We start from the raw sequence: 19164 nt of genomic DNA, 5'->3' as shown, positions 1-19164 counted from the left end.
GACGGGCATGAAATTTGCAGAGACAGTGACATTCGGTGGATCGGGCCTTGACCGGGCGGGCCATATCAGAAGCGACGAGGCCAAGCTTGCCGAAGCGATGAGCGACACGCGGGCGCGGGGGCTGGTGATCTGGCGGGGCAAGCCGCTTTTGGCGGGCGAGGGGCGCGACGTTTTGGTGCGTCTTGAGCTGGATCATCCGGTGATCAAATCAAGCCGGGTGCCGCCGATTTTCCTGGGCCTGGAAGAGGCGCCGGAGGGTGAGAAGAATGGCGGTGGGCCGATCTTTGCCTTTGACATTTCCGGCTGGTCGCCAGAGGCGCTCGACCGCGAGGAATTGGGCAATTTCATCGACATGAGCGAGCAGCAACACCCCGATGCGCCGGAGGAGTCGGCGTTTGTCGAGCTGCGCACCGTGATGACGCGGGTGAACGCGCGCGACGCCGAATTGATCGTCACCGCCAAGGCCATGTTCAGCTGGCACCGGAGCCACCGTTTTTGCGCCAAATGCGGCCAGCAGAGCGAGATGCGCCAAGCCGGGTGGCAACGGGTTTGCCCGGCCTGTAATACGCCGCATTTTCCGCGCACCGATCCGGTGGTCATCATGTTGATCACCCATGGCAACAGGGTTTTGATGGGCCGCTCGCCGGGTTGGCCCGAAGGAATGTATTCGCTATTGGCCGGATTTGTGGAGCCGGGCGAGACGATGGAGGCCGCCGTGCGCCGCGAGGTGTTGGAGGAAACCAACGTCAAGGTTGGCGAGGTCGGATACCTTGCCAGTCAACCGTGGCCCTATCCCAGTTCGTTGATGTTCGGCTGTTGGGGCGAGGCAATAAGCGAAGAGATCGAGATTGATCCAGTTGAGATAGAGCACGCCGCGTGGTTTACGCGCGAAGAGATGACCGACGCGTTCGCCGGCAGGCATCCGGTTTTGAAACCGGCGCGGAAAGGTGCAATTGCGCATTTTCTTCTGTGGAACTGGCTTGCGGATACATTGGATTGAGGCGAGACTCTGCCCCGGTGTGCGGGCCTGACGGGGAAATAATGCGATGAAATTCACGACACGCGAAGATATCGAAGCGCCGATTGAGTATGTGTTCGGCGTTGTTTCGGATTTCGACGGATTCCAGCGGCAAGCCATGCGGCGCGGCGCGGACGTGGCGCGGACCGATAGCCTTGAGGCGCCGGGCGAGGGCATGGCGTGGGACATCGCCTTTCCGTTTCGCGGCAAACGGCGCGAGATGGCTGTGAAAATGGTCGACTATGCGCCGAGCCACCATATGGTGTTCGACAGCCGTTTGACCGGGTTGAACGGGCTGTTGACCGTGGATCTGTTGGCGCTGTCACGCGGGCGCACACGGCTTGATCTGAGCATTGAGTTGGCACCGCAGAGCTTGTCTGCGAAGCTTTTGGTGCAGTCGATGAAGCTGGCCAAGGGGAGCCTGAACAAGCGGTTCAAGGTGCGCGTGGCCGAGTTCGCCAAGACCACCGAAGACAAGTATCAGCAAACGGTTTGAGCCAGCGCGACAGTGATGCGCGGGGCAAAGGCATCCGGGCACACCCGGTGCAGAAGCATCGGGGCGCGCGCAGGTTGTTTAGCGTTCGCGGTTTGCCGGATAGACGCCGAGAATGTCGAGATATGACGTGAAATACTCGAGCTCTTCGAGGGCGCGCTTCACATCGGCATCGTCGGGGTGGCCGTCGATATCGGCATAGAATCGCGTGGCGGTGAAGGAGCCATCGACCATGTAGCTTTCCAGCTTGGTCATGTTGACGCCATTGGTGGCGAAACCGCCCATCGCCTTGTAAAGCGCGGCGGGAATGTTGCGGACTTCGAAAACGAAGGTGGTCATCATGCCAAGATCGCCACGGCGCGTTGTGTCGGGTTCGCGCGACATGATGACAAAGCGGGTGGTGTTGTGGCCGTGGTCTTCGATGTCGCGGGCAAGCACGTCGAGACCATAGATTTCGCCAGCAAGATCAGAGGCCAGCACCCCTTCGCCTGCGGTTTTCAGGCGGGCAAGATCGGCCGCGGCACCGGCGCTGTCGGCGGCGGCGTGGGCGGTGATTCCGTGGCTGCGCAGGAAGCTGGCGGATTGCGGCAGCAGCACCATATGCGCCCGCACCGTATGGATTTGGTCGAGCGGCGTGCCGGGTATGCCAAGCAGGGAGATCTGCACCCGCACGAAGGCTTCATCGACGATGTGCAGGCCGCTTTCGGGCAACAGGCGGTGGATGTCGGCAACACGGCCATAGGTGGTGTTTTCGACCGGCAGCATGGCGAGGTCGGCCGCGCCATCGCGCACAGCGGCGATCACGTCTTCAAACGTGTTGCAGGGCAGGGCTTCCATATCGGGGCGGGCCTTGCGGCAGGCCTCGTGCGAATAGGCGCCGGGTTCCCCCTGAAACGCGATTCGATTGCTCATTTCCTGATAATCCTGTCGAAAAACCCCAAAAGGGGCGATTGGTCGCGGAAACTACACCTTGCCTTGGGCAAGGGGAAGCGGATAGATACGCGCCAGCAAGGGATCAATTTGGAAACGAGCCAATGGACACTATGACCTCCACCAAGATCATCGGCGCATTTTGCGGTGCGTTGCTGGTATTCATGCTGGGCAAATGGGCTGCGGACGGCCTGTATTCGATGGGCGGGGGCCATGGCGACGATCATGCAGCGGCCTATGTCATCGAAGTGGAAGGTGGCGACAGCAATGACGGACCCAAGGAAGAGGGCCCGACGTTTGAAGAATTGTTGGCCGCAGCCGATGTAAAGAAAGGCTCGAAAGTCTTTTCGAAGTGCAAGGCATGTCACAAGCTGGAAGAGGGCGCGCATGCGACCGGACCTTCGCTTCATGCTGTTGTAGGGCGCGCGATTGGCAGCACCGATTTCGGTGGCTATTCCGGCAGCCTTGGACAGGCGGGCGAGGCATGGACACCCGAAGTGCTTGACGCATTCCTGGCCAGCCCGAAAGCGGCGGCTCCGGGCACGTCGATGAGCTTTGCCGGGCTGAAGAAAGCCAAGGACCGCGCCAATGTGATTGCCTATCTTCAGTCGCTGGGCGGCTGATCCTTAGGCGGCACTCACAGGAAATTGACGACAAAAGCCGCCCGGCGCATCGCGGGGCGGCTTTTTTATCGCCTTAAGGGGGCGCAATCACGGGGATATCACGTATTCTCAACTTGAACATGGAGGGCCGGGACCATTAGCTTGAGGCCAACCAGAACGCGCCGCTGAATGGCGGGAGTGGCAGGAGGATGAGCGATATGCACAGAGCGATGAGCAAAGCCCAGAGTGTGGACAGCGCGCCGTGGGGCGTGATCCTTCAGGGGGTGATGATGGCCGGTCTGGTGCTGGCGTTGATTGCCGGGCCGGTGCGCGGCGACGACAAGATCATCAAGAGCCACGGCTATAGCTATTTCGGGGAGCTGAAATACCCCGCCGATTTCAAGCATTTCAACTATGTGAACCCGGATGCGCCCAAGGGCGGAGAGTTGGCCATTAGCGTGAGCGGCACGTTCAATTCGTTGAACCCCTATACCCGCAAGGGCAAGGCGACGGGCACGCAGATCTGGACGATCTATGAGAGCCTGTTGGGCGACGGGCCTGCGGATGCCTATGGCGAATCCTATGGGTTGCTGGCCGAGAGCCTTGAGTATGACGAGGGCAAGACATGGGTGATTTTCCACATGCGGCCCGAGGCGAAATTTTCGGACGGGACGCCGGTGACGGCGCATGACGTTGTGTTTTCGCACAATCTGTTCATCGAGCAAGGCCTGCCGTCATATGCGTTGGCGGTGAAGAAACGCATTCTGAGCGCCGAGGCGTTGGACGATCACACGGTCAAGTTCACCTTTGCCGAGGGGATTTCACGCCGCAGCCTGATTGATCAGGTCGGTGGCACGCCTGTTTTCTCGAAGAAGTGGTATGAGGAGACCGGCGCGCGGCTGGATGAATCGCGGCTGACGCATTCGCCGGGGTCGGGGCCCTATGTGGCGGATGAGGTCGTTGTCGGGCGGCGCGTGACCTATAAGCGCAACCCGGACTATTGGGGCAAGGATTTGCCGCGCAACGTGGGGCGGCACAATTTCGATAAAATCCGTATTGAGTATTTCGCCGACGATTCCACCGCGTTCGAGAATTTCAAAACCGGCACATTCCTTTTGCGGTCGGAAAGCGACCCCAAGAAATGGGCGACGAGCTATGATTTTCCGGCGGTGCAGAAGGGCAACGTGAAGGTTGTTGAGCTTCCCGACGGGACGCCGCCCACGCCGAGCGGGTTGGTGTTCAACATGCGGCGCGACAACATGAAGGACAAGCGGGTGCGCGAAGCGTTGAGCCTTGCCTTTAACTTTGAGTGGACCAATGCGTCGCTTCAATACGGGTTGTTTGCGCAGCGCCATTCGTTTGTCGAGAATGCGCCGCATATGGCCAAAGGCACCCCCGAGGGGGCGGAGCTTGAGTTTTTCAAATCGCTCAAGGCCGAGGTGCCGCAGGAGATACTGACGGAACCGGCGGTGATGGCGCATACGTCAAAGCCGGCCCGCCCGCAGGACCGGCGCAACCTGCGCAAAGCGTTGAAAATGCTGAGCGACGCCGGCTGGACCGTGGACGACAAGGGCCGGTTGCGCAACGCCGAGGGCAAGACGCTGGACGTGACGATCCTGTTGCCGGCGAGCGTATCATCGACGTTGAGCGCGGCGGTCGAGACCTATGCCCAGAGCCTGACGCGGATGGGTGTGAACGCCAGTTTTGACCAGATCGACAGCGCCCAATACACGCTGCGCACGCGCGATTTCGACTATGACATGATCTATGACGGCTACCGCTCGTTCCTCGCTTCGGGGACGGGGTTGATGCAGATGTATGGGTCGGACGAGGCGGCGATCAGCCTGTTCAACCCTGCCGGGCTTGCCAGCCCTCTGGTGGACGAGATCATCAAACGGTCGCTGGAAACCACCAACCGCGAGGACGAGATGACCGCGTTGATGGCTTTGGACCGGGTTTTGCGCCACGAGCGGTTCATGATCCCGATGTGGTACAAAGACAAATATTGGGTCGCATATTGGAACATGTATGAGCACCCCGAAGAGATCCCTCCGCTTGACCTTGGGATACTCGATTTCTGGTGGGTGAACCCTGAAAAGGAAGCGGCGCTTAAGGCGTCGGGCGCGTTGAGGTAAGCCGCGCATGGGAGCCTATTTCGCACGGCGATTGCTGCTTATTATTCCGACGCTGATCGGGATTATGGTGGTTAACTTTGTTCTGGTTCAATTCGTGCCGGGCGGCCCGGTTGAGCAGGTTCTGGCACAGCTTCAGGGCGGCGGCGACGTGTTTGAGGGCTTTGCCGGGGGCGGCGGTGATACCGGCAATACCGGCTTGGATCGCGAGGAGTTTTTCCAAGGCTCGACCGGCGATGAGCGCTATGTCGGCGCGCGCGGATTGCCCAAGGAGTTCATCGACCAGTTGGAAAAGGAGTTCGGCTTTGACAAGCCGCCGCTGGAACGCTTTGGGCAGATGATGTGGAACTATATGCGGCTGGATTTTGGCGAGAGCTATTTCCGGTCGATCAGCGTGATTGATCTGGTGCTGGAAAAGATGCCGGTGTCGATCACCTTGGGTTTGTGGAGCACGCTTTTGGCGTATCTGATTTCGATCCCGCTGGGCATTCGCAAAGCGGTGCGGGATGGATCGTCGTTTGACACATGGACCAGCGCGGCGATCATCATGGGCTATGCCATTCCCGGCTTCCTGTTTGCGATCATGTTGTTGGTTCTGTTCGCGGGCGGCTCATATTGGCAGTGGTTCCCGTCGCGGGGGCTGACCAGTGATGATTGGGAAAGCTATAGCGTGTTCGGCAAGGTGGTTGATTACCTGTGGCACATCGCGTTGCCGGTGACGGCCTCGACGATTTCGGGGTTTGCGACGCTGACCCTTTTGACCAAGAACAGCTTCTTGGACGAGATCAAGAAGCATTACGTGATGACAGCGCGGGCCAAGGGGTTGAGCGAGAACCGGGTGCTTTATGGGCACGTGTTTCGCAACGCGATGTTGATCGTGATTGCCGGTTTCCCGTCGGTGTTTATCGGCGTGTTTTTCGGATCGTCCCTGATTATCGAGACGATTTTCACCTTGGACGGTTTGGGGCGTCTTGGGTTTGAGGCGGCGTTGCAACGGGATTATCCGGTGATGTTTGGCACGTTGTTCATTTTCGGGCTGATCGGTTTGGTCGTGGGGATCATTTCGGACGCGATGTATGTGTTTGTCGATCCGCGGATTGATTTCGAGCGGAGGGAAGGCTGATGGCTCTTTCGCCGATCAACCAGCGCCGGTGGCGCAATTTCCGCCGCAACGGGCGGGCGTATTGGTCGCTGATTATATTCAGCGTGTTGTTTACGATCACGCTGTTTGCGGAGTTCGTGGCCAACGACAAGCCGATCCTGATCAAGTATCGCGGTGAGTTCTATGCGCCGATCTTCCAGTTTTACCCCGAGACCGCGTTTGGCGGGGATTTCCCGACCGAGGCGACCTATACCGACCCGGAGGTGAAGTGTCTGATTGAAAGTGGCGGGTCGGATTTGTGCTTTGACGAGCCGGACGCCATTTTTGCGGATGCGCAGGACGGTGTGATCGAGGGCGAGAAGATCGAGAAGGGGTGGGCGATCTGGCCGATTATCCCCTATTCGTTCGATACGCCGGTGGATCGGTTGGGCGCGGCCCCCTTGCCGCCGGGCGAGGGCAACTTGTTGGGCACGGATGACACCAAGCGCGACGTTTTGGCCAAGGTGATCTATGGCTTCCGAATGTCGGTGTTTTTCACCTTGATCGTGACCGCGATGGCCAGTGTGCTGGGCATTATCGCGGGGGCGGTGCAGGGGTATTTTGGCGGCTGGGTCGACCTTATCTTTCAGCGATTGATCGAGATTTGGGGTGCGACGCCGCAGCTCTATGTGATCATCATCATGTTCGCGGTGTTTGGGCGAAATTTCTGGCTGTTGGTGTTTATCACCGTGCTGTTCGGGTGGACCGCGTTGGTGGGGGTCGTCAGGGCCGAGTTTTTGCGGGCGCGCAACCTTGAGTATGTGCGCGCGGCCAAGGCGCTGGGCGTGAGCAACACCACGATTATGTTCCGCCACATGTTGCCCAATGCGATGGTGGCGACGGTGACGATGCTGCCGTTTATCGTGACGGGCACGATTGCCTTGCTGGCGAGCCTTGATTTCCTCGGCTTTGGTTTGCCGGCTTCGGCGCCGTCGCTGGGCGAGTTGACGTTGCAGGCCAAGGAGAACCTTCAGGCGCCGTGGCTGGGCTTTGCGGCGTTCTTTACCTTTGTGATCATGCTGTCGCTGCTGGTGTTCATATTTGAAGGCGTGCGCGACGCGTTTGACCCAAGGAAGACCTTTCAATGAGTTTGCTTGAAGTTAAGGGGTTGAAGGTGTCGTTCCGGCAGGACGGCAAGGTGAATGAGGCCGTGAAAGGCGTGTCGTTCACCGTGGATCGCGGCGAGACGGTTGCCTTGGTCGGCGAGAGCGGATCGGGAAAATCGGTGACGGCTTTGTCGACGGTGTCATTGCTGCCGACGAGTGCGGAGGTCGAAGGCTCGGTCACTTATGACGGGCAAGAGATGGTCGGGGCGGATGAGGCGATGCTGCGCAAGGTGCGGGGCAACGACATCAGCTTTATTTTCCAAGAGCCGATGACCAGCCTGAACCCGCTGCACACGATTGAGAAGCAACTGTCGGAATCGCTTGAGCTTCATCAGGGGTTGAGCGGGAGCGCGGTGCGCACGCGCATTCTGGACCTGTTGGAGCGCGTCGGGATTCGCGATGCCGAGAGCCGTTTGGGGGCCTATCCGCATCAGTTGAGCGGTGGACAGCGGCAACGCGTAATGATCGCGATGGCGCTGGCCAATACGCCCGATATTCTGGTCGCGGACGAGCCGACGACGGCGTTGGATGTGACCATTCAGGCGCAGATACTTGAGCTTTTGGCCGAGTTGAAACGCTCGGAAAATATGGGGCTTTTGTTCATCACCCATGACCTTGGGATTGTGCAGCGGTTTGCCGACCGGGTGTGCGTGATGAAGGATGGCGAGATCGTCGAATCCGGCGAGACGGCGGCGTTGTTCGCCGATCCCAAGCACCCCTATACCCAGAAGCTTTTGGGCGCGCGGGCGACCGGCGCGCCGGGGCCGGTGCCGGAGGGTGCAAAGGGTCTGGTTCAGACCGACAAGCTTAGGGTTTGGTTCCCGATTCAGGCCGGGTTCTTTCGCAAGACGGTTGGCCATGTGAAGGCGGTGAACGAGGCGAGCATCGACGTGCGCGCCGGTGAAACGCTTGGGATTGTGGGCGAAAGCGGGTCGGGCAAAACGACGCTGGCGCTGGCGATCATGCGGCTGATTTCCTCGGAAGGGGGGATCAGTTTCAATGGCGAGAACGTGCGGGACTGGTCGACCAAAAAGCTGCGTGATTTGCGCCGCGAAATGCAGATCGTGTTTCAGGACCCGTTCGGGTCGCTGAGCCCGCGGATGAGTTGCGAGCAGATCATTGCCGAGGGTCTTGGCGTGCATGGCAACCCCGACGGGCGCGACGCGCGTGAGTTGGTGGCCGAGGTGATGGTCGAGACCGGGTTGGACCCGGCAACGATGGACCGGTATCCGCATGAGTTCAGCGGCGGCCAGCGCCAGCGGATCGCGATTGCACGGGCAATGATCTTGCGCCCCAAGCTGGTGGTGTTGGACGAGCCGACGAGCGCGTTGGACATGACGGTGCAGGTGCAGATCGTGGACCTGTTGCGCGAGTTGCAGCGCAAATATGGCTTGGCCTATTTGTTCATCAGCCACGATTTGAACGTGGTGCGCGCAATGAGCCACAAGATGATCGTGATGAAGCAGGGCGACATCGTCGAGGCGGGCAGCGCGGAGGATATTTTCGAGCGGCCCCGCGGCGAATATACGCGCACGTTGTTGGCGGCGGCGCTGGATCTGAAAGCCAGGTGATGCGGGGTGGTGGGGTGAAACCCCACCCTACGCGGATGCAGAAAACACCCCGAGCCGGGGGTGTAGGGTGGGGTTTCACCCCACCTTCCCCAAAGCAGCGTTAGATCGCCGAGCTGTGGCCCGCTTTGGACAGATCAAAGGCATCAAACGCGCGGGCGATCATCCGGGTCAGGGGGCGGGCGCCATCGGGGATAGCGAGGCCGGAGTCAGTGATGCTGAGCACACCGCGGAATTCGGTTTGAACCCGCTCGAACATCGCCGAAAGCTCGGACTTTGTGATCGCGTGGTCGCGCAGGATTTCGGCGCTGTCGATGGAAAAATCGCACATCAGCATTTCGATCAACCGCGAGCGCAGCTTGTCATCGGCGGTAAAGACATGGCCGCGTGACGTGGAAAAACGCCCTTCGCGGATTTTCATCGTGTGGGCCGATGTGGCCGGTGCGTTTTGCGCATAGCCTTGCGGGAAGCGCGAGATTGACGAAGCACCGAGGCCAATCAGAACATCGGCGGGATCGTCGGTGTAGCCCTGAAAATTGCGCCGGAGCGTGCCGTTCGTCTGGGCGGTTTCCAGCCCGTCGCCATGCACGGCGAAATGGTCGATCCCGATTTCGGCGTAATTGTCCCAGAGGAACAACCGGCGTGCGGTTTCAAATAGCGCGAGCCGCTCTTGCGGGGTTGGCAGCTTGTCAGAGGGAATAAGCTGTTGCCGTTTGGCCATCCACGGGACGTGGGCATAGCCATAGAGCGCCACGCGATCAGGGCCGAGAGCGAGGAGTTTTTGCACGCTGTCGGTGATGCGGCCCGTGGTTTGGTCGGGCAGGCCGAACAGGATGTCAGCGTTGAGCGAATGCACCCCACGGGCGCGGATTTCGAGCACCGCGTCGCGGGTGATTTCAAAGCTTTGCAGCCGACCGATGGTTTTCTGGATCGCCTCGTCAAAGTCCTGCACCCCGATGGAGGCGCGGTTCATGCCAGCAGCGGCGAGCGCATCAAGGCGGGCCCCGTCGATTTCGTTCGGGTCGATTTCGACGGAAAATTCATAGGTGTCGGTAAAGGGCGCGACATCGGCGATGGCTCCGGCGAGATCGCGCATCATCGGCGCGGTCAGAAGCGTGGGCGTGCCGCCGCCCCAATGCAGGCGAGAGAGTTTGACGCCTGCGGGCAGGGTCGTCTTGAGCATTTTCAGCTCGGCCAGCAGGGTTTCGAGATAGGCCTGCACCGGCGCGTCGCTTTGGGTGCCTTGGGTGCGACAGGCGCAGAACCAGCACAGGCGACGACAGAAGGGCACGTGGATATAGAGCGAGATTTCGCTCCCCGGTGCGATTGCACCGATCCATGAGGTGAACTCACCAGCGCCAACGCCGGTATTGAAGTGCGGGGCCGTTGGATAGGACGTGTAACGCGGGACTTTCGCGTCAAATAGACCCATCTCGGAGAGTTGTGTTTCGCTTATCATGCGGCTACCGTTATAGGTGAATTCCTTGCTAATCTTTGACCCAGATCAACCGCGCGAAACGAAACTTTATGCTGAAAGAAAAAATCAAGTCGATCGAGCCTGATTGCTCTGATTGTCCGATCCGGCATCGGGCGGTTTGCGCGCGCTGTGAGACGGATGAGTTGTCCGAGCTGGAATCGTTCAAGTATTACCGGACCTTTGAGGCCGGGCAGACCGTTGTATGGTCCGGCGACCGGATGGATTTTGTCGGCTCGGTCGTGACCGGGATCGGCACGTTGACGCAGACTATGGAGGACGGACGCACGCAGATGGTGGGCCTGTTGTTGCCGAGCGATTTTGTCGGGCGTCCGGGGCGCGATGGTGCGGCCTATGACGTGGTGGCGACGACCGATCTGGTGATGTGCTGTTTCCGCAAGAAACCGTTCGAGCAGATGATGGAGCGCACGCCGCATATTGCGCATCGGCTGTTGGAAATGACGCTGGATGAGCTGGACGCGGCGCGGGAATGGATGCTGGTTCTGGGGCGCAAGACGGCGCGCGAGAAGATCGCCAGTCTGTTGAGTATCGTCGCGCGGCGCGGGGTGACGTTGAAGGGCAGCGCCATGCGCGGGCCAATGGCGTTTGAATTGCCGCTGACCCGTGAAGCGATGGCGGACTACCTTGGGCTGACGCTGGAAACCGTGAGCCGCCAGATCAGCGCGTTAAAGCGGGACGGGGTGATTGTGCTGGAAGGCAAACGCCACGTGACGGTGCCGGATTTCAGCCGTTTGATGGAAGAAGCGGGCGACGACAGCGACGGCGGGATGTTCGCCTGAGCCTGAAATAAACGCCAAAAAAACAGGCGCCCGGAAGGGGGCGCCTGTTTCGATGATTGCTTCGCTGTCTGGTCGTTTTAATGCGCCATGAACACCGGCAATTCGGCCTGTTCGAGCATGTAGCGGGTGGCGCCGCCCAAGATCGCCTCGCGGAAGCGGGAATGGCCGTAGGCGCCCATGACGATCAGGTCGGCTTCGATGTCGGCGGCGTGACGTTTGAGAACATCGGACACACGCGGCAGGGTTTTGGACAGCACATCGACCTCGGCCCGGACGCCGTGACGCGAGAGATATTGTGACAACAGCCCGCCCGGATCAGAGCGGTTGGGGCCATGCACCGGCGGATCAATGACCACGACGTGCACCTTTTCCGCAGATTTCAGAACCGGAAGCGCGGCACGCACGGCATTTAGCGCCTCGGAGCTTTCGTTCCAGCCGACCATGACTGTTTTAGGGGCCGGGCGGGGCGGGCCGTCGTCAGGGACGACGAGCACGGGGGTCTGACCTTCGAACATGGCCGATTCGACCACGGGTTCGAGTTCGGCGCCGTGATTTTTGCCATAGGGTTTAGGCAGAATGGCCAGATCGGAGAACCGTGCGTGTCCGGCAACGTGACGCCCAAGATCGGCAAGCTGTGCGACACCGCTGTCGGTGCTCCAGCGGATATTGGAGCCGGTGAGGATTTTCTTGCAGGCCTCTTCAACGGCTTCGGCTTCTTCCTGGGCACGGTTGATGGTTTCCTGAAGCACCATCGCGTTGGCACCGGCGTAGTAATAGCCGGTCTGGCTTCGGTCGACGCCAAGGCAGAGGACTTCGAGGTGGGCATCGGCGGCGTTGGCGATGGCAATGCCATGCGTCAGCACGTTCTCGGCGAATGCGGGGTCTGTGAGGACCGTGAACAGAGACTTGTAGGCCATTGTTTTTCCCTCTGGCGTTGGATTATTTCAAACAGATGATAATCTGGGCATTCAAACTGTTACTTTGATGCGTATCAGAAAATCAGTGCGTTTTTCTTGATGCAGATCAAAGCGGTCACGCGGTCAGTGCGACCATTACAATGCCAGTCAAATTACCCTGCGCGGGAAACCGAATCGCGTGGGTCAGGACGAAGGGACAAAAAATGGGTAACTACATCAAGCTGATCGTGTTTGGCCTGATCACGCTTTTGGCGTTGATCGCGGCCTCTTATGCGCGTGACGTGGCTTACATGGTGAATGCACTGGAAGTGGCGCTTGTCGCCTTTGTGTTTTTCATCTGGACGCTGCGCCGCACCGGAGATCCGGTGAAAGTGGTCGATGTGTCGGGCGAATATATGGACGGTCCAATCCGTCTTGGCGTGGCGCTTACGGCGTTCTGGGGCGTTGTCGGCTTTTTGGTCGGCGTGACAATCGCGTTTCAGCTGGCGTTTCCGGGGCTCAACTTTGAGTGGGCGCAAGGATTTGCCAACTTCGGGCGTTTGCGGCCGCTGCACACCAGCGCCGTGATTTTCGCGTTCGGCGGCACCGCGCTTATTACCACATCGCTTTATGTGGTGCAGCGGACAAGCGCGGCACGGCTTTGGGGCGGGGACCTGGTTTGGTTCGTGTTCTGGGGTTATCAGCTTTTCATTTTGCTGGCGGCGACCGGTTACCTGTTCGGGGCCACCCAATCAAAAGAATACGCGGAGCCGGAATGGTATGTTGACTGGTGGCTGACCATCGTCTGGGTTGCTTACCTGCTGGTTTTTGCCGGGACGCTGATGAAGCGTAAGGAGCCGCATATCTATGTCGCGAACTGGTTCTATCTGTCCTTTATCCTGACCGTTGCGATGCTTCATATTGTGAACAACCTGAGCATTCCCGTGTCGATTTGGGGATCCAAGTCGGTGCAGGTGTTCAGCGGTGTGCAGGATGCCATGACGCAGTGGTGGTATGGCCACAACGCCGTGGGCTTCTTCCTGACGGCTGGTTTCCTTGGGATGATGTACTACTTTGTGCCCAAGCAGGCCGAGCGCCCTGTGTTCAGCTATAAACTGTCGATCATCCACTTCTGGGCGCTGATCTTCCTTTATATCTGGGCCGGTCCGCACCACTTGCATTACACCGCTCTGCCGGATTGGGCATCGACCCTTGGCATGGTGTTCTCGATCGTGCTGTGGATGCCGAGCTGGGGTGGGATGATCAACGGTCTGATGACCCTGAGTGGGGCATGGGACAAGCTGCGCACCGATCCGATCATTCGGATGATGGTGATCTCGATCGGCTTTTACGGCATGTCCACCTTTGAAGGGCCGATGATGTCGATCCGCGCGGTCAACAGCCTGAGCCACTATACCGACTGGACCATTGGTCACGTGCATTCCGGCGCTTTGGGCTGGAACGGTATGATCACCTTTGGGGCGCTCTACTTCCTTGTGCCGAAACTGTGGAACAAGGAGCGGCTCTATAGTCTCTCGCTTGTGAGCTGGCACTTCTGGCTCGCCACGATTGGCATCATTCTCTATGCGGCCTCGATGTGGGTCACGGGGATCATGGAAGGCCTGATGTGGCGTGAAGTGGATGCAAACGGTTTCCTTGTGAACTCGTTCGCGGACACGGTTGCTGCGAAGTTCCCGATGTATGTCGTGCGCGGCCTGGGCGGTGTTCTGTTCCTCGGTGGAGCGATCATCATGTGTTATAACCTCTGGATGACTGTGAAGCGTTCGCCGGCCGTTGCGGCCGACAACAGCGCAGTCCCGGCTGAATAAGGAGGGCCGGAGACATGTCTATTCTCGACAAACACGCAGTCCTTGAAAGAAACGTAACCTTGCTCGCGGTCTTTGCCCTTTTGGTGGTGACGATTGGTGGGATGGTGCAGATCGCACCGCTGTTCTGGTTGGAAAACACGATCGAGGATGTGGACGGCATGCGCCCCTACACCCCGCTCGAGTTGACCGGGCGTGACATCTATATCCGCGAAGGGTGCTATGTCTGTCACAGCCAGATGATCCGCCCCATGCGGGACGAGGTCGAGCGCTATGGCCACTATTCGCTGGCGGCGGAGTCACAGTATGACCATCCGTTCCAGTGGGGATCCAAGCGGACCGGGCCGGATTTGGCCCGCGTTGGTGGCCGCTATTCGGATGAGTGGCATGTGGACCACCTTCGCGATCCGCAATCGGTGGTGCCGGAATCGGTGATGCCGAAGTATGCGTTCCTCGAAAACAAGCTGATCGAAGGCAATTATGTCGATGAGCTTTTGGCGACCCACAAGTTTGTTGGTGTGCCTTACAGCGAGGAAATGATTGCGAATGCCAAGGCGGATTTCCGCGCTCAGAGCGACCCGGACAGTGACTATGACGGGCTGTTGGAGCGGTATGGCGAAAAGGTTCAGGTGCGCAACTTTGACGGGCGGCCCGGGATCTCGGAAATGGATGCGCTGGTCGCTTATCTTCAGATGTTGGGCACGTTGGTTGATTTCACGACCTTCACCCCCGACGCGAGCCGGTAGGGGGGCATAGAGATGGAAACCTATTCCCTTTTGCGTGAGTTCGCCGACAGCTGGATGTTGCTTGCTCTCTTCACCTTTTTTGTCGTGATGGTCCTTTGGGTTCTGTTCCGACCGGGAAGCACGAAGACCTATCGCGACGTGGCAAACATTCCGTTTCGGAACGAAGACAAGCCCGCGCCCGCCAAGGGCGAGAAGGAGGCCTAAGACATGGCAAAGAAACCTAAACAAACTCCCCAAGACCCGGATACCACGGGCCACAGCTGGGACGGGATCGAAGAGTTCAACAACCCGCTGCCGCGGTGGTGGTTGTGGACCTTTTACGCCACGATCATTTGGGCGATCGCCTATACCGTTGCCTATCCGGCATGGCCGGGGATCAAAGGCGCAACGGCGGGTGTTCTGGGCTGGTCCACGCGGGCCGATGTGGCCGCAGAGATCAAGACTGCGGAAGAGAAGAACGCTCCGATGAACGACAAGCTCGCCTCGGTTGAGCTTGCCTCGATCAATGGCAACGCCGAGCTTAAGGGCTATGCCGTGTCGGCGGGGGCTGCTGTGTTCAAGACGTGGTGCGCACAGTGCCACGGATCGGGTGCGGCGGGGGCCGTTGGCTATCCCAACCTGCAAGACGATGATTGGCTTTGGGGGGGTGACATGGAAGCGATCCACACGACGCTGACCTATGGTATCCGCAGCCCGGATCACGACGATACGCGCTACTCTGAGATGCCTGCATTTGGGCGGGATGAGCTTTTGGAGCCGCAGCAGATCGAGCAGGTCGTTAACTATGTCATGTCGCTGAGCGGTACGCCGCAGGATGCGGGCATGGTGACCGAAGGCGCGGTGGTGTTCGAGGAGAACTGTGCGTCGTGCCACATGGAAGACGGCACCGGCGACCGCGAGCAGGGTGCACCCAACCTTGCCGATGCGATCTGGCTTTATGGTGGTGATTACGGCGCCATCAAAGAGACGGTTGTGAACTCCCGTTACGGCGTGATGCCGAACTGGAACACGCGCCTGTCCGAAGCGGAGATCCGCGCCGTGGCCACTTATGTTCACCAGCTTGGAGGTGGTGAATAAAACGAATTCCGGGGGGCGCGAGCCCCCCGGATACGGCACCGGTTCTTCCGTCCTGTTCGCGCGTTTCCTGGAAGGCCGGTGCCAACTTTCTCCTAGAACCGAGAGGTTCCGTCAAGCCCGCCGTTTTGGCGGGCTTTGTCGTGTCAGGGGGAAGGGGCGTTGCAATTGGTGCCAGAGTTTCGGGTGGAAGACGACGGGATCAATCATGGCGGGGGTTCCTTTCAGTGCGGGGTTCGGGTTCGGGGCGACGCCAGTGTGCGGGTGCATCCCAACGCGGTTTGACATGCGGAGACTGGCGGGTGGCGGTCAGAAATGCGTCGGCGAAAATTGAAAGCATGGCTTTACCTTTCGGGTTGAGGGTATGCCTGTTATCATGCGCCAAGACGCCCAAACCCGTGAGTCAAACCGCATGTCCATATGTAAGCTTAACTTACAATGATTGATTGGAGCCGATTGCCCCCTCTGGCCGCGCTGCGCGCCTTTGCCGCCTTTGCCGAGGCGGGCAATCTGACCACGGCGGGCGGGCGGTTGAATGTGACCCATGCGGCCGTCAGCCAGCAGTTGCGCGCGCTGGAGGAGCGGCTGGGCATACCGCTGGTCGATCGTGCGGGGCGGCGCAATGTGCTGACGCCTGAGGGGCACAGGCTGGCGCAGGCGCTGGAGCAGGGGTTTGGCACCATCGCGCAGGCGATCAGCGAGCTGACCGGCGAAGACGCGGCGCGGCCGGTGCAGATTTCGGCCTCGCCTACATTCGCGTCGGCGTGGCTGATGCCGCGGCTGGCGGATTTGCGGGCGCGTCACCCGGAGGTCAACCTGATGATTGACGCAAGCCCCGAGGTCAGGTCGCTGCAAGCGGGCGCGCTGGACATTGCCATTCGTCACGGGCTGGGCGATTGGGCCGGGCTGGAGGTGGAGCCGTTGATGGCGGCACCGATCGTGGTGGCGGCGGCGCGTTCGCTTGTCGGGGATGGCGAGATTTCGGGGCCCGAGGAGCTGACCCGGTTTCCGTGGCTGCATGAGACGGGGTTTAACGAATCCACCCGGTGGCTGGCGCAGAACGGGGTGGAAAAGGCGTTGGAGCGCGGGGTGACCGCGCTGCCCGGTCATTTGATGCTGGAGGCGGCGCGGGCGGGGCAGGGGGTGGCCATCCTCGCGCGGCCATTTGTCGAGGACGAGATCATCGCGGGGCGGTTGCGGGTGCTGTTCCAAGACCCTCTGGACAAGCATTACTTCATCGTGACGCGCCCCGGCGTGCAGCGCGCGACGGTCAAGACGGTGATCCGCTGGCTGAGGCGACAAAAGACCGCGCCGCACGGGGCGTGACATTTGCCGGCGGGCGACCCAGATTAATTGATGTGCCAAAGATATAGAATTTGATGCAGGTCAATGTCGTCAGCCTGCCAACCTGTGAGAACGAAGCACACAAACCGAATGCAAATAGCCGGGGTGATTCCTTGTCCCAAGCCGAACCAGAGCAGCTTTACGCTGCGCACGAGCCAGTCTTTCCCAAGAAGGTCTATGGCAAGTTCCGAAACCTGAAATGGGTCATTATGGCCGTGACGTTGGGGATTTATTACCTGACGCCATTCATCCGTTGGGACCGGGGGCCGAGCCTGCCGGATCAGGCGGTGTTGATCGACCTTGCGAACCGGAGGTTTTACTTCTTCTGGATCGAAATCTGGCCGCATGAGTTTTACTTCATCGCCGGGTTGTTGGTGATGGCGGGGCTGGGGCTTTTCCTGTTCACATCGGCGCTAGGCCGGGTGTGGTGTGGCTATGCCTGTCCGCAGACGGTGTGGACCGATCTGTTCATCCTTGTCGAGCGTTGGATCGAAGGCGACCGCAACGCGCGGCTGCGCCTGCACCGACAAAAGAAATGGGATTTTCGCAAGGCCCGATTGCGGATGACCAAATGGGGCGCGTGGGTTTTGATCGCGCTGGCCACGGGTGGGGCGTGGGTGTTTTACTTTGCCGATGCACCGACGCTGGCGCGGGATCTTGTGACGCTGAATGCGCATCCGGTTGCCTATACGACCATTGCGATCCTGACGGCGACGACGTTCTTCTTTGGTGGGATCGCGCGCGAGCAGATTTGCATTTATGCCTGCCCATGGCCGCGGATTCAGGCCGCGATGATGGATGAGGACACCCTTGTGGTGGCCTATCGCGAGTGGCGCGGAGAGCCACGCGGCAAGCTTAAGAAAGGTCAGCTGGATCCCGAGCAGGGCGATTGCATCGACTGTATGGCCTGCGTCAATGTCTGCCCCGTGGGGATCGACATCCGCGACGGGCAGCAGTTGGAATGTATCACCTGTGCGCTGTGCATCGACGCCTGTGATGACACGATGGCCAAGATCGGCAAGCCGCGCGGCTTGATTGATTACATGGCCTTCACCGATGAAAAAGCCGAGCGCGAGGGCGGCAAAGCCAAGAACATCTGGAAGCATGTGTTCCGCCCGCGCACCATGCTTTACACGGCTTTGTGGTCGCTGGTGGGGATCGGTCTTGTGGTGGCGTTGTTCATCCGTGCCGAAATTGACATGACCGTCGCGCCGGTACGCAACCCGACGTTTGTCGCGCTGTCGGACGGATCGATCCGCAACGTCTATGAGGTCAAGCTGCGCAACAAGCATGGCGAAGAGCGGCCATTCCGCATGTCCGTCACCGGTGATCTTTCGCTGAAGCTGTCGATTGAGGGACAGATCTATGACAGCGTGACGGTGCCGCCGGATTCGGCGCTTCCGGTGCGGGTGTATGTGGTGGCTCCGAAAGGGTCGGCCCCGGCAGAAAGCGAGCGCGTCGATTTCCGCTTTTGGGTGGAAGATGTTATCAGTGGCGAGCGCGCCTATAAGGACACCATCTTTAACGGGAGAGCGAATTGATGGGTGAGACCACCAAGACACCACGCGAAATCACCGGCAAGCATGTGCTGATCGGGTTTATCGCCGCCTTTGGTGTGATTATCGGTGTGAACCTCGTTCTTGCCGTAAGCGCGGTAAAGACCTTTCCGGGGTTGGAGGCCAAGAACTCTTATGTGGCCAGCCAGAATTTCAACAAGCGCAAGGCGGCGCAGGTTGCTCTTGGCTGGACCGTGAGTGCCGAGTTGCAGGGGCAGGAGCTTGTGTTGTCGATCACCGATAGCGACGGGCCGGTTGAGGTCAAAGAGCTGGATGCCATTCTGGGCCGCCCGACGCAGGTCAAGGACGACCGCACGCCGGAGTTCAAGTTCAACGGCACCGCCTATGTCGCGCCGATGACGCTTGGCGATGGCAATTGGGATATCCGCATGGTGGCGATCGCGCAGGACGGCACGGAGTTTCGCCAGCGGGTCAAAATGCATGTGCAGAGGTAAGCC

At 59.6% G+C, this 19164-nt stretch carries 18 protein-coding genes; 15 read left to right on the top strand and 3 right to left on the bottom strand.

The window, feature by feature from the left end; translation table 11 throughout:
- The first annotated feature begins 7 nt into the window (after positions 1-7).
- Both nudC and N4R57_19475 read left to right on the top strand, forming a co-directional pair.
- Positions 8-1000, top strand: coding sequence for an NAD(+) diphosphatase (nudC, locus tag N4R57_19480; GenBank protein ID UYV37117.1), 993 nt, complete (start codon positions 8-10; stop codon positions 998-1000).
- A 46-nt stretch (positions 1001-1046) separates the two neighbouring features.
- A complete protein-coding gene (locus tag N4R57_19475) occupies positions 1047-1514 on the top strand; it encodes an SRPBCC family protein (GenBank protein ID UYV37116.1) in 468 nt (155 codons plus the stop codon).
- 78 nt (positions 1515-1592) lie between these two features.
- On the opposite strand, the gene N4R57_19470 is transcribed toward N4R57_19475, so the two are convergent.
- Complete coding sequence (locus tag N4R57_19470) at positions 1593-2423, bottom strand: prephenate dehydratase (protein ID UYV37115.1); 831 nt, start codon at positions 2421-2423, stop codon at positions 1593-1595.
- Positions 2424-2545: 122 nt separating this feature from the next.
- Between N4R57_19470 and N4R57_19465 the strand changes: the two genes are divergently transcribed.
- From N4R57_19465 to N4R57_19445, 5 genes are all read left to right on the top strand, one after another.
- On the top strand, positions 2546-3064 hold the full coding sequence (locus tag N4R57_19465; protein UYV37114.1) for a c-type cytochrome: 519 nt from the start codon (positions 2546-2548) through the stop codon (positions 3062-3064).
- Between the two features lie 197 nt (positions 3065-3261).
- A complete protein-coding gene (locus N4R57_19460; protein ID UYV37113.1) occupies positions 3262-5178 on the top strand; it encodes an extracellular solute-binding protein in 1917 nt (638 codons plus the stop codon).
- 7 nt (positions 5179-5185) lie between these two features.
- Positions 5186-6298, top strand: a complete 1113-nt coding sequence (locus N4R57_19455; protein UYV37112.1) for a microcin C ABC transporter permease YejB — start codon at positions 5186-5188, stop codon at positions 6296-6298.
- Positions 6298-7404: an ABC transporter permease gene (locus N4R57_19450; protein ID UYV37111.1), complete on the top strand. Its 1107-nt coding sequence runs from the start codon at positions 6298-6300 to the stop codon at positions 7402-7404. The genes N4R57_19455 and N4R57_19450 overlap by 1 nt, the downstream gene beginning before the upstream one ends.
- Positions 7401-8993, top strand: a complete 1593-nt coding sequence (locus tag N4R57_19445; GenBank protein UYV37110.1) for an ABC transporter ATP-binding protein — start codon at positions 7401-7403, stop codon at positions 8991-8993. Before N4R57_19450 ends, N4R57_19445 begins: the two co-directional genes overlap by 4 nt.
- A gap of 100 nt (positions 8994-9093) precedes the next feature.
- Here the strand turns inward: N4R57_19445 and hemN are convergent, their stop codons facing one another.
- Positions 9094-10449: an oxygen-independent coproporphyrinogen III oxidase gene (gene hemN / locus N4R57_19440; GenBank protein ID UYV37109.1), complete on the bottom strand. Its 1356-nt coding sequence runs from the start codon at positions 10447-10449 to the stop codon at positions 9094-9096.
- 68 nt (positions 10450-10517) lie between these two features.
- On the opposite strand from hemN, the gene N4R57_19435 reads away from it, so the two are divergent.
- Positions 10518-11264, top strand: a complete 747-nt coding sequence (locus N4R57_19435) for a Crp/Fnr family transcriptional regulator (GenBank protein UYV37108.1) — start codon at positions 10518-10520, stop codon at positions 11262-11264.
- A 77-nt stretch (positions 11265-11341) separates the two neighbouring features.
- Here the strand turns inward: N4R57_19435 and N4R57_19430 are convergent, their stop codons facing one another.
- Positions 11342-12181, bottom strand: coding sequence for a universal stress protein (locus N4R57_19430; GenBank protein UYV37107.1), 840 nt, complete (start codon positions 12179-12181; stop codon positions 11342-11344).
- Positions 12182-12384: 203 nt separating this feature from the next.
- On the opposite strand from N4R57_19430, the gene ccoN reads away from it, so the two are divergent.
- The 7 genes from ccoN (at position 12385) to N4R57_19395 (ending at position 19161) form a co-directional block, all read left to right on the top strand.
- The gene (gene ccoN / locus N4R57_19425; GenBank protein UYV37106.1) at positions 12385-13989 is read left to right on the top strand and encodes a cytochrome-c oxidase, cbb3-type subunit I; all 1605 of its coding nucleotides are present in this window, start codon (positions 12385-12387) and stop codon (positions 13987-13989) included.
- Between the two features lie 14 nt (positions 13990-14003).
- Entirely contained in the window at positions 14004-14732 is a 729-nt protein-coding gene (gene ccoO, locus N4R57_19420; GenBank protein UYV37105.1) for a cytochrome-c oxidase, cbb3-type subunit II, read from the top strand.
- A gap of 12 nt (positions 14733-14744) precedes the next feature.
- The gene (locus N4R57_19415; protein ID UYV37104.1) at positions 14745-14936 is read left to right on the top strand and encodes a cbb3-type cytochrome c oxidase subunit 3; all 192 of its coding nucleotides are present in this window, start codon (positions 14745-14747) and stop codon (positions 14934-14936) included.
- A gap of 3 nt (positions 14937-14939) precedes the next feature.
- Positions 14940-15809 (top strand): cytochrome-c oxidase, cbb3-type subunit III, encoded by an 870-nt coding sequence (gene ccoP / locus N4R57_19410; GenBank protein ID UYV37103.1) that lies wholly within the window; start codon positions 14940-14942, stop codon positions 15807-15809.
- Between the two features lie 438 nt (positions 15810-16247).
- Complete coding sequence (locus N4R57_19405) at positions 16248-17132, top strand: LysR family transcriptional regulator (GenBank protein UYV39623.1); 885 nt, start codon at positions 16248-16250, stop codon at positions 17130-17132.
- 53 nt (positions 17133-17185) lie between these two features.
- Positions 17186-18691 (top strand): cytochrome c oxidase accessory protein CcoG, encoded by a 1506-nt coding sequence (ccoG, locus tag N4R57_19400; protein ID UYV37102.1) that lies wholly within the window; start codon positions 17186-17188, stop codon positions 18689-18691.
- A complete protein-coding gene (locus N4R57_19395) occupies positions 18691-19161 on the top strand; it encodes a FixH family protein (GenBank protein ID UYV37101.1) in 471 nt (156 codons plus the stop codon). Before ccoG ends, N4R57_19395 begins: the two co-directional genes overlap by 1 nt.
- The last annotated feature ends 3 nt before the right edge of the window (positions 19162-19164 follow it).

The sequence above is a fragment of the Rhodobacteraceae bacterium D3-12 genome (assembly GCA_025916135.1).
GTDB lineage: Bacteria > Pseudomonadota > Alphaproteobacteria > Rhodobacterales > Rhodobacteraceae > JAKGBX01.
Note: the sequence above shows the minus strand (reverse complement) of the source record. Positions and strands in the feature narration are given on the sequence as shown.